The sequence below is a fragment of the Streptomyces sp. adm13(2018) genome, from assembly GCF_008042145.1.
Classification (GTDB): domain Bacteria; phylum Actinomycetota; class Actinomycetes; order Streptomycetales; family Streptomycetaceae; genus Streptomyces.
In genome coordinates this window covers 2,767-12,827 of the sequence record NZ_RDBH01000010.1, presented here as the reverse complement: position 1 = coordinate 12,827, position 10,061 = coordinate 2,767, and the positions used below count along the sequence as shown (strand labels likewise).

Here is a 10,061-nt window from a genome sequence, read left to right as displayed (position 1 = left end):
CCCCCTGAACCACCTGCTGCTCACCGTCACCAACACCGGCTCCGGCCGCTGCGACCTCCTCGGCTACCCGGTCGCCCGCTTCGGCGAGGCCCAGTCCGTCCCGCCCGTCGTCGAGGAGACCCACCCGCAGACGGTCGTCACCCTCGGCCCCGGCGAGTCCGGGTACGCGGGCGTGCTCCTGTCGGCCGCCGACGGCAGCGGCCAGCACGGCTACACGACCGCGAGCCTCGTGGTCGGCTTCACCGACGGCACGACCTCCCGGCCGCGACTGGCCGGCAAGGGCGTGTACGTCGACAGCTCGCTGCGGGTGACGTACTGGCAGGGCTCCATGGACGACGCCCTCAACTGACCGGGGGTCACCCCCGCATGCGGGCCGGGACCGCGTGCCGTCAGCCGTGCCGGCCGGTGTTGAGCCGGGCGGCCCGGCGTGTCAGGTAGTCGCGCTCGGCGAGGTTCGGCGCCTCCCGGGCCGCGTCGGCGTACAGCCGCGCCGCCGTCTCCGGGTCGCCGGCCCGCTCGTGCAGGTACGCCGCCGCCGCGGTGGCCCGGGGCAGCGGGTGAGCGCGGGTCCCCGCACCACCGGACCCCGCACCACTGGTCCCCGCACCACTGGTCCCCGCACCACCGGACCCCGCACCCGGCGAGGCGCCGGTCAGTTCCGCGAGCGCGGCGAGTCCGGCGCGGGGCCCGTCGGCCTCGCCGACTGCGACGGCGCGGTTGAGGCGTACGACGGGGCTGTCGGTGAACCGCAGGAGCTCGTCGTACCACTCGACGATCTGCACCCAGTCGGTCTCCTCGGCCGTGGGCGCGTCGGCATGGAGCGCGGCGACGGCGGCCTGCGCCTGGTACTCGCCGAGCCGGTCGCGGGCGAGAGCCGCCTGGAGGATCTCCACCCCCTCGGCGATCAGCGCGGTGTCCCAGCTGCCCCGGTCCTGCTCGGCGAGCGGCACCAGGCTCCCGTCGGGTGCGGTGCGGCCGGCCCTGCGGGCGTGGTGGAGCAGCATGAGGGCGAGCAGCCCGGCCACCTCGGGGTGGTCGATCGCGGCCGCGAGCCGGCGGGTGAGGCGGATGGCCTCGGCGGCGAGATCGACGTCGCCGGAGTAACCCTCGTTGAAGACCAGGTAGAGAACGCGCAGCACGGTGCCGACGTCCCCGGGCCGGTCGAACCGCACGCCCGAGACGGTGCGTTTGGCCCGGCTGATGCGCTGCGCCATGGTCGCCTCGGGCACCAGGTAGGCCTGGGCGATCTGGCGGGTGGTGAGCCCGCCCACGGCGCGCAGGGTGAGGGCGACCGCGGAGGACGGCGTCAGCGAGGGATGCGCGCAGAGGAAGTAGAGCTGGAGCGTGTCGTCCACCGAGGTCGCCGGCCCGGGACGCGGCTCCTCCTCGACGCGGTCCTCGCGCCGGCGGCGGGCGGTGTCCGCCCGCGCCGCGTCGAGGAACTTCCGCCAGGCCACGGTGACCAGCCAGCCCTTCGGGTCGCGCGGCCGCTCCTCCGGCCAGACGCGGACGGCCTCGACCAGGGCGTCCTGGACGGCGTCCTCGGCCGCCGCGAAGTCGGCTCCGCGGCGGACGAGGATGCCGAGCACGCCCGGTGTGAGGCTTCTGAGCAGGGCCTCGTCCACGGGGGAGCCCGTCACTCCGTGATGGTGGGCGGCTCGGACAGGAACGGGCGCAGTTCGAGCCATTCGTGGATCGGCCTTCCGCCCGCGCCCGGGGCGGCGGACAGTTCGCCGGCGAGTTCGACCGCCCGCTCGTAGCTGTCGACGTCGATCACCATCCAGCCGGCGATGAGGTCCTTCGTCTCGGCGAACGGGCCGTCGGTGACCGGCGGCCGCCCTTCCCCGTCGTACCGGACGAACGTGCCCTCCGGGGAGAGCGCCTGGCCGTCGACGTACTCGCCGGTCTTCTCCAGCCGGTCCGCGAAGTCCCGCATGTACTGCACGTGGGCCGCGATCTCCTCCGGCGTCCACCGGTCCATGGGGACGTCGTTGACGGCGGCGGGAGCGCCTCGGTAGTGCTTCAGCAGCAGGTACTTGGCCATGGTGGTTCGTCTCCTCGGTGCCGGTGCGACCCATTGTGGTCGCTTCCGCCCCGGGGACGGAGCCGGCCACGGGTTCTCGACATCGCCGTCCGGATGAATCCTCCCCGACCTCCGCGGCGGGGCGGTGACACGGGCGTGCCGTCGGCCGTGCGTCCCGCGCCCGGCCCGCTTCTGTGACCACGATCACTCCGTGGATGGGCGAACCGTGTCGACCGGACGCCCGGTGCCGGGCGTATGCGTGGTGAAGCGAAAGATCCGGGAGTGAGTGGTGACCGTTGAGGAGTTCGAGGCGTTCTACGAGCAGGCGGTCGCACGACTCACAGGGCAGCTGTACGTGATGCTGGGCGATCTGCACGAGGCTCAGGACGTCGTGCAGGAGGCCTTCGTCAAGGGATGGAGCCGGCGTCGGCAACTCGACCGCGACGGGCAGCCCGAGGCGTGGATCCGTACGGTCGCCTGGCGCCTGGCGGTGAGCCGGTGGCGCTTCCGCAGGCGCGCCTCGGACGCCTGGGACCGGGCCGGCGCGCCACCGCCCGTCGAGGGGCCCGGCCCCGAGTACGTGGTGCTCATCGACGCGCTGCGCGACCTGCCCGCCCAGCAGCGCCGCTCGGTGACGCTGCACTATCTGTGCGACCTGAGCGTCGAGCAGATCGCCGGCGAGACCGGGCAGTCCGCCAGCACCGTCAAGACGCACCTGGTCCGCGGCCGGGTCGCGCTCGCCGATCGTCTACGGCCCCGGAACGTTGAGGAGGACCCCGGTGCTTGACCCCCAGGACGCCCAGGATCCCCAGGACCCGCTGCGCGCGATGTTCCGGCAGGCCGCCGCCGCCGGTCAGGCACGCGCGCGTGCCGTACCGGTCGCGCGGATCGCCGAACGGGCCAGGCGGGCGCACCGGCGCCGGGTCGCCCTGGTCGCGGGGGCCGCGTGCGTGCTCCTCGCGGGCGGCGGGGTGACCGCGGGGGCGCTCCTGTCGGACGCGCCGACGCCCGTCGTACCCGCCGTGAGCCCCTCGGTCGACCTGCCGTCGCCCGGGGAGACCACCGCCCCGCCGTCGAGCACGACGACGGAACCGGGCCCGCCTCCGCCCGGGAGCACCACGACGGAACCGCCCCCGCCCGGGAGCACCACGGGCGGTCGGTCGTCGGCGACGACGACGCAGCCGCCGGGACGGGTGACGACGTCACCGCCCTGAGCACCGGCCCGACCGCCGCTCCGAGTACTGCCGGAGCACTGATCCGAGTGCCGCTCTGAGCGGTGCCCCACCCAGCCATGCACAGCAGGTTAGAGACGGTTCTCAGTCGATGGGAGCGAAAGAGGCGAACCCACAGGCAGGGATAGTCGGCAAGGGGGCGGCCACGTGATGGTCTCACTGTGCCGCAGCGGCGCATACGGCGTTCGTCCGCGGGGGCTGAATATCGGAGGCCCGGTCCGTCGCTTGGGATGAGGTGCAGCGATGCTCCCCGGACCCGGGGCCCGGGGAGCTGACGGCAAGGTCGGCCGCCTGGCGTAGGGCTAGAGCGCGATCCCTTCGGTGGAGGTGGTGACCTCCTTGAGGACGTCGGGGAGGGGTTGGGTGCCGAGGCCCGGGCCGGTCGGGACGTCGGGGTGGCCGTCGGCGAGGACGAAGGGGTCGGTGATGTCCGTGGCGAAGTAGCGGTGGGAGCCGGAGGTGTCGCCAGGGAGGGTGAAGCCCGGTAGGGCGGCGAAAGCGACGTTGGCGGCGTGGCCGATGCCGGCCTCCAGCATGCCGCCGCACCAGACGGGGACGCCGTGGGCGAGGTCGTGGAGGCGGCGGGCTTCGAGATGGCCGCCGACTCGGGCCGGCTTGATGTTGATGATCGAGCAGGCGCCGGGCCGGCCCTCACGAGGCCCCTTCCGGCCCCACTCACGGACCGCCTTCACCAGCTTCGCGAACCGATCCATCCGCAAGCCCGTAAACGTCTCCACCCACGCGGCTCAGCCCGCAACGCCTCACACGTACAGGCAGAATGCGCAGAATCGAGTTTTCTGTAACACCCTTCAGACGTGGGTTCGCGGCACGTGTTCGTTCCAGGTGCGGGAGAACACGCGGCGTCCTCCTTCGTACCCGTCAAGGGTCGCGTTGACGTGGAAGGTGTCAGGGTCGGATGTGAGGACCGTGCGTGTGTCGACCCGTACGTCCCAGTCCGGCCGGGCGAAGGTCATGGTCCAGGCCGACTCTCCGCGCACCGAGTCGAAGTCCTCGGCGATCCAGCTGTACTGCTCGCGGGCCCTCAGTCCCACCTCGATGCCTGTCTCCTCGTAGCGCTGGATCCCCTGGTCCTTCACGATGTCGAGCAGCGACCGGTAGTTCACCAGGTCGCGCGAGACTGTCCACGCCTGCTCCGGTTCGCTCAGCCTTGTGACCGCGGGCGGAGCACAGCCCTCCGGTTCGCCGAAGGGACGCAGCTCGGCGTCGGTCGGGACGTCGGTGTCGCGGACGGGCAGGGTGAGGGAGCTGCCGCTCTCGTGCACGGTGAGCAGCACGGGTTCAGGGGCGGGCCAGACGAGTGGCCAGTACGACGTGGACAGTGACAGCCGGATGCGATGGCCGGGCGGGAAGGCCTGGGCGACTGCGTGGAGTGGCACCCTGACCGTGTAGCGCCGTCCGGGGGTCAGTTCGCCGGGGGCGGTCTCGCTGTCGTGGTGCGCCAGGTTGAGCACACCGTAGGTCACCCGGGTCGAGCGGCCGTCCGGGGCGACGTCGGAGAGCCGGACGTTCAGCTGGGCCAGGGGTGCGTCGGCCGACAGTTCCACGACGGCGGCGGGCGCGCCGAGGATCTCGATGCGCTCGGTCAGGGGCTCGGTCTGGAAGACGAGTGAGCCGCCGTCCTCCTCGCGCTGATCGTAGGGCAGGTCCGGCGGGGCGTTGTAGGACGCCCACTTGCCGGCGAACTGACCGACGGACAGGGGTGACTGGATCGTGTGAACGCGGTCCGCGGACGGCGGTGCTGCGTCCGGACCTGTCGCCCCGCGCTCCCCGGGCATGCACAGGGTGCGGTCTTGCACGACGAGGACGGTCTCGGTCACGTTCGGGGAGGGCCAGGAAGGCTCGCCGACCCAGCGGCCGGGCCGTTCCTCGTACGAGGTGGAGGGCGGCACGCTCTCCTGCATCCAGGTCCGCAGCATGGGTCCGTCCATGACCCCGTTGTCCACGCCCTTCAGCCAGTGGTCCCACCACCGCACCACCTCTTGGAGGTATCCGATGGCTGGTCCGGGTTCGCCGAGGTGCGGGAGCTTGTGCGACCAGGGGCCGATCAGGCCCTTGCGAGGGACATCGACGTGGGCCAGGAGGCGGGTCACGGCGTTGGAGTAGCCGTCGGCCCAGCCGCTGGACGCCAGCACGGGACACTGGAGGGCGCTGTAGTCCTCGCTCAGGCTGGCGTGGCGCCAGTAGTCGTCGCGCTGCGGGTGGCGGAGCCATTCCAGTACCCAGGGGCGTGCCGCTTCGAGGCGTTCGTCCCACATCTCGCGCCAGCGGCTCCCGACCACGGCCGGGTCGGGCGGGCAGGTGGCGTAGGCGAACATGGTGCCGGCCTCGGCCAGGTTGTCGGAGAGCATGGCTCCGCCCAGGTAGTGCATGTCGTCCGCGTACCGGTCGTCGGTGAACGAGGAGACGCAGATCGCGCGCAGGCTCGGTGGCCGGCGGGCGGCGACCTGGAGGGCGGCGAACGCGCCCCAGGAGATTCCCATCATTCCCGTGTTGCCGTCGCACCAGGGCTGTTCGGCCAGCCAGGCCAGTACCGCCTCCGCGTCGGCCTGCTCCTGCTCGAGGTACTCGTCGAGGAGGACTCCGTCGGATTCCCCGGTGCCGCGGATGTCGACCCGGACGCAGGCGTAGCCGTGCCCGGCGACGTAGGGGTGGTGGATGGCGTCCCGGACGGACGTGAGGTCGCCCTTGCGGTACGGGATGTACTCCAGGACCGCGGGGACGGGGTCGCCGTCGGATGAGGTGGGTCGCCAGATCCGTGCCGAGAGCCGAGCTCCGTCGGCCATCGGGATCGTGACGTGCTTTTCCTCTTGTATCGCGTGCGGCAGTTGGTCCACATGGCGCATGTGGCGTCGGCCTCCTGTGTGCTCGGTGCGTCTGGCGTCGGGTGGACGGCCCACTGGGCCGTACGGTCAGTCGAAGGTGAGGCCGAGGGCCGCTACGGCACGGTCGAACTTGCGGCGTAGGTCCGCCTCGTCGTCGCCGCCGGTGAAGATGTGGGCGACTTCGTAGCTGTAGCTGTCCTGCTGCGAGACGGTGGAGAGCTTCTGTCCCTCCTCCGGGACGATGTCGATCCGGATACCGGGGATCTCCCGCTCGATGGCGGCGATCTGCTCCGGGGTGGGTATCCCGTGCACGGTTCCGTCGGCGAACCAGCGGTAGTACCACTTGGCCGCCATGGCGTACTCGCCCCGCCTGCCGGGGAGCGCGGGATCACGGCCGAGGGCCAGGCTGATCATCCGGCTGTGATTGGGAACGCCGTCGACGTACTGGAAGAGCTCCGCGTGCGACTGCGAGTGCCGCGGGTTGATCTCCAGCAGGCTGACCTCGCCGGTGTGGGGGTCGTAGAAGTACTCGATGCTGAAGGTCGCCGAGTCGAATCCGATCTGCGCCATGGTCCGCTCGCTGACCTCGTGCAGTGTGCGGATCACGTCCGGTGGCAGGGTGCTGGGGTACTGGTGCCGCAGGAAGCACGGCGAGTCAGGGTAGTTGATCGAGTCGAGCACGCCGTAGACCGTGGGCCGGCCCTGGTACACGTATCCCTCGACAGCCACTTGAATGCCGGTCATCGCCTCCTCGGCCAGACAGACCTCGCCGCCGACGCCGCGCATCTCCTCCGGCAGATCCAGCAGATCGAGGACGGTCCCGAAGGGCCGTCCGACGCGGCCGATGCCCGCACGTATCTCCTCCACAGCAGTCCGGAACTCGGCCTCGTCCTTGACGCCGAAGGCGAGCTCCGACGAGTAGGCCAGGGCGGGCTTGAGCCACATGGGGAAGGACACGCCGTCGGGCGGCAGCGGAGTGTCGGTGTCCAGGTCGACACGGCCGAACCGCGGGTGGGCGTCGATCGCCTTGCGCTGCTCGAGGCGGCTCCAGTACTTGTGCTCGCACTTGACCACGGACTCCAGGCTCGTGGTCCGGGTGCCGTACTCCTCACCCAGCATCGGGACGAGCGTGCTGACGGGAAAGTCCCAGTAGCCGACGATCGCGTCGATGCTTCCGTCGTGGGCGTCCAGGACCGCCCGGGCCCGTTGAAGGAGATCGTTCACGGACACCTCCCCCTCCTGGAGCTCCTCGATGGTGAGGAGGCGGTGGAACCGGTAGGAGTCCGCATCCGGAACGGCTTCCAAAGTCGGCAGATTGGCATCGTCGAGACCGACGACGAAAATGTTCTTGAGCTGGCCCTCAGGCACGTCGATGTCCTTCCGGAGCGGTCCGTTCCTGTACTCCGAGCCGCCTGCCCCTGGCTGTGGGCATCATGCGAGAACGTGGCCTTCACCTCGTCAGGCGCACAGCAGCGGCGTTACCGAGCTACCGCCGGGTCGCGGGCGAACAAGGGGCCGGGCCCGGAGCCGGCACAGGCAGCCACATCCTGCAGCACTACAGGTGGGCCAGTGCGAACGCGGACAGGAACCCGGTCACGGTAACCAGCCCTGTCAGTAGGTGCACTCTGCTGTACGCCTCGGGGATCATCGTGTCGGCGATCATGGCGAGGATCGCCCCGCCCGCCACGGCCGTGATCAGCGCCATCACCGTCCCGGACGCCCCGCCGAGCAACGCGTACCCGGCCAGCGCCGCCCCTCCGCTGATCAGCGCGATACAGCCCCACAGCGTGAAGACGTAGCGTCGGCTGCGCCCGGCGCTACGCATGCCGGCGGCACTGGCCAGGCCCTCGGGCAGGTTGCTGATGAACACCGCTGCCACCGTGGCAGTGCCCACGTGGCCGCCTCCCAGGAGGCTGGTGCCGATCACCACGGACTCGGGCACCCCGTCGAGCAGCGCGCCCAGCGCGATGGCGTTACCGGAACCGGGAGCCTCGGCCTCCGACACCTGCTGCCCAGACCGCTTGCGGTGCCGAGCACCACGACGCGCCAGCAGCGCATTCGCCCCCGAGTAGACCGCAGCCCCGCCGACCGCACCCCAGACGACAGGGACGATGCCGGCGCGCTCGTACGCCTCGGCGATCAGCTCGAAGGACACAGCGGATATCAGCACGCCGCTGCCGAACGCCATGACGAGCGCGATCCAGCGGGGAGGAACCTGCACGAGCAAGCCGATAGCCGCGCCTACCAGCAGCGCCACGCCCGCAAACAGGCCCCAGCCACCCGCAACCAGCGCTTCCACTACAACACCCCTTCTCCGTCGCCATCAAATGCAGCGCATGTACCCGCCAAAGCCGGACGCGACAGAGGGTGGCCGACCCACACCAGCGACCCGGAACCCGGCCGCGGACAGTGCGCGGCTTCCGGCCGATGGGGTGGCTTTGTTCACGGGTAGCGGTTCTGGCTCAGCTTCTGTGGTGGGTCAGCACCTGTGCGCGGGGCTGTTGCGGTGATGTGAGAGGTTGCCGACCATGGAGAATTTCGATGCCGAGTGGGCGGCAGCGCCCGAGGCGGTCAGGCGCTGTCTGGCGATGGCGTACGAGGCGCTGGCAGCCGGTGGACTGGCCGTCGGCGCGGTGCTGACGGACTCGAACGGGGTGGTGCTGGCCGAGGGACGCAATCGTGCGTACGACGACGGTCCCGGAGCCGGTCCGCTGCGTGGAACACCGCTCGCCCACGCAGAGATGAACGCGCTGGGAGCGGCGCGAACCGCGTGGGATCTCGGAGTTCTGACCCTGTGGAGCACGCAGGAGCCCTGCTCGATGTGCACGGCGGCGGCGTCCTTCACCAAAGTGGGTTCGGTCAGATTCCTGGCCCCCGACCCCTGGGCGCTCACCAGCGGGATGGCCGGCGTCTCCGGTGCGACGGGACCGGATCGGCAGATCTGGCTGGTGGCGGCCAGCGTCATGTTCCTGCGGAGCGTCTCGAACGCGTCGCCAGGGCCGGAGGAATCCGAGATCCTGGTCAGGTGCCGTGAACTGGAGCCGGAAGCGGCCGGCGTACACGACTCCCTGCCTCCTGGTCTGCCGATCGCCGCGGGCGTTGAAGGGTGGCTGGAAGAGCTATGGCCCCTCATCAGCGATGCCGCGACGTCCCGGCAACTTCGTGCAGCCACCTGACGCCCCCTGCCATCGGCAGTACGGGTGCGGGGGGCGATCCAGGGGGTGCTGGCCCGGCCCCCGCACGGCTTTCTTTCATGAGAACGGCAGCGGTTCACCGCTCTGCGAGGCACGGCGAACGGTGACTGTCCGATTCTCCGTAGGGTGAGAGCTTCCTGGCAGGTATCAGTCGGAGACGGTGTGCCAGGCGGTTTCGGCGTCCTGCGCGGTGGGGTGGATGGCGAAGACCTGGTCGAGGCCGACGATGCGGAGGATCCGTTCGAGGTGGCTGGGGACCGCGGCCAGGACGACGGTGGCGTTCGCGGCCAGGGCATGGTTACGGGCGGTGATCAGGACGGTGATGCCGGTGGAGTCGCAGAAGACGAGGCCGCCGAGGTCGAGAACGAGCTGCTGGCCCGCACGCGGGGCCAGGCCGGGCAGCACCGCGCGGACTTCCGGCGCAGTGTGGTGGTCCAGTTCTCCGGTGAGTTCGAGGACCGGCCCGGCGGGGGTGGTGCGGGTGTGAAGGGTCAGGTGCTTGGTCACTGCAGCTCTTCACTGGGGGGTCGGGGTGCGTGGACGGCCAGGACGGCGGTGTCGTCGTCCACGCCGGCGCCGAAGGCGTCGAGCAGGTCGCGGACCGCGCCGACGGCGTCCGAGGCGGTGGTGGGGGCGAGCTCGCGGCCGAAGTCGAGGAGGGCGTCGTCGCCATAGCGTTCCTCGCCGCCGGTCACGGCGTGAGTGTGGGCTTCGGTGAGGCCGTCGGTGTGCAGGAGCAGGGTGTCGCCGGGGGCAAGGTGGATGGCGG

Annotated in this window: 11 protein-coding genes and 2 pseudogenes; 4 read left to right on the top strand and 9 right to left on the bottom strand. The window is 71.0% G+C overall.

Annotation, left to right across the window (positions count from 1 at the left end; translation table 11 throughout):
- On the top strand, positions 1–349 hold a 349-nt coding region (locus EAO70_RS00750; protein ID WP_148001096.1), incomplete at its 5' end, for a DUF4232 domain-containing protein.
- A gap of 40 nt (positions 350–389) precedes the next feature.
- On the opposite strand, the gene EAO70_RS00745 is transcribed toward EAO70_RS00750, so the two are convergent.
- Positions 390–1,625, bottom strand: a complete 1,236-nt coding sequence (locus EAO70_RS00745) for an RNA polymerase sigma factor (protein WP_148001095.1) — start codon at positions 1,623–1,625, stop codon at positions 390–392.
- An 11-nt stretch (positions 1,626–1,636) separates the two neighbouring features.
- The gene (locus EAO70_RS00740) at positions 1,637–2,044 is read right to left on the bottom strand and encodes a YciI family protein (protein ID WP_148001090.1); all 408 of its coding nucleotides are present in this window, start codon (positions 2,042–2,044) and stop codon (positions 1,637–1,639) included.
- Positions 2,045–2,312: 268 nt separating this feature from the next.
- Here EAO70_RS00740 and EAO70_RS00735 point away from each other — a divergent pair, with 268 nt between their 5' ends.
- Together EAO70_RS00735 and EAO70_RS00730 are read left to right on the top strand one after the other, a co-directional pair.
- Positions 2,313–2,810, top strand: a complete 498-nt coding sequence (locus EAO70_RS00735) for a SigE family RNA polymerase sigma factor (protein WP_148001089.1) — start codon at positions 2,313–2,315, stop codon at positions 2,808–2,810.
- Entirely contained in the window at positions 2,803–3,237 is a 435-nt protein-coding gene (locus EAO70_RS00730; RefSeq protein ID WP_261992572.1) for a hypothetical protein, read from the top strand. Before EAO70_RS00735 ends, EAO70_RS00730 begins: the two co-directional genes overlap by 8 nt.
- A 320-nt stretch (positions 3,238–3,557) precedes the next feature.
- On the opposite strand, the pseudogene EAO70_RS00725 reads toward EAO70_RS00730, so the two are convergent.
- The 5 genes and pseudogenes from EAO70_RS00725 to EAO70_RS00710 form a co-directional block, all read right to left on the bottom strand.
- Positions 3,558–3,896 (bottom strand): annotated as a pseudogene (locus tag EAO70_RS00725) (enolase C-terminal domain-like protein); the annotation flags it as partial.
- Positions 3,897–4,012 (bottom strand): annotated as a pseudogene (locus EAO70_RS40175) (IS5/IS1182 family transposase); the annotation flags it as partial. It abuts the pseudogene before it with no gap.
- Positions 4,013–4,064: 52 nt separating this feature from the next.
- On the bottom strand, positions 4,065–6,119 hold the full coding sequence (locus tag EAO70_RS00720) for a CocE/NonD family hydrolase (protein ID WP_148001088.1): 2,055 nt from the start codon (positions 6,117–6,119) through the stop codon (positions 4,065–4,067).
- 66 nt (positions 6,120–6,185) lie between these two features.
- Positions 6,186–7,466, bottom strand: a complete 1,281-nt coding sequence (locus EAO70_RS00715) for an ATP-grasp domain-containing protein (RefSeq protein ID WP_148001087.1) — start codon at positions 7,464–7,466, stop codon at positions 6,186–6,188.
- 187 nt (positions 7,467–7,653) lie between these two features.
- A complete protein-coding gene (locus tag EAO70_RS00710; protein ID WP_148001086.1) occupies positions 7,654–8,397 on the bottom strand; it encodes a ZIP family metal transporter in 744 nt (247 codons plus the stop codon).
- A 229-nt stretch (positions 8,398–8,626) separates the two neighbouring features.
- Between EAO70_RS00710 and EAO70_RS00705 the strand changes: the two genes are divergently transcribed.
- Positions 8,627–9,274 carry a nucleoside deaminase gene (locus EAO70_RS00705; protein ID WP_148001085.1) on the top strand — a complete coding sequence of 216 codons (648 nt, stop codon included), beginning with the start codon at positions 8,627–8,629 and terminating at the stop codon, positions 9,272–9,274.
- A 165-nt stretch (positions 9,275–9,439) separates the two neighbouring features.
- Here EAO70_RS00705 and EAO70_RS00700 read toward each other — a convergent pair whose 3' ends face one another.
- A complete protein-coding gene (locus EAO70_RS00700) occupies positions 9,440–9,799 on the bottom strand; it encodes an STAS domain-containing protein (protein WP_148001084.1) in 360 nt (119 codons plus the stop codon).
- Positions 9,796–10,061, bottom strand: a 266-nt coding sequence (locus tag EAO70_RS00695; protein WP_148001093.1) for a SpoIIE family protein phosphatase, incomplete at its 5' end; no start/stop codon positions are given. The genes EAO70_RS00700 and EAO70_RS00695, both read right to left, overlap by 4 nt.

Excerpts from the sequence above, each read along its gene's own strand:
- EAO70_RS00740 (WP_148001090.1), bottom strand. The coding sequence starts at position 2,044 with ATGGCCAAGTACCTGCTGCTGAAGCACTACCGAGGCGCTCCCGCCGCC.
- EAO70_RS00720 (WP_148001088.1), bottom strand. The coding sequence starts at position 6,119 with ATGCGCCATGTGGACCAACTGCCGCACGCGATACAAGAGGAAAAGCAC.
- EAO70_RS00705 (WP_148001085.1), top strand. The coding sequence starts at position 8,627 with ATGGAGAATTTCGATGCCGAGTGGGCGGCAGCGCCCGAGGCGGTCAGG.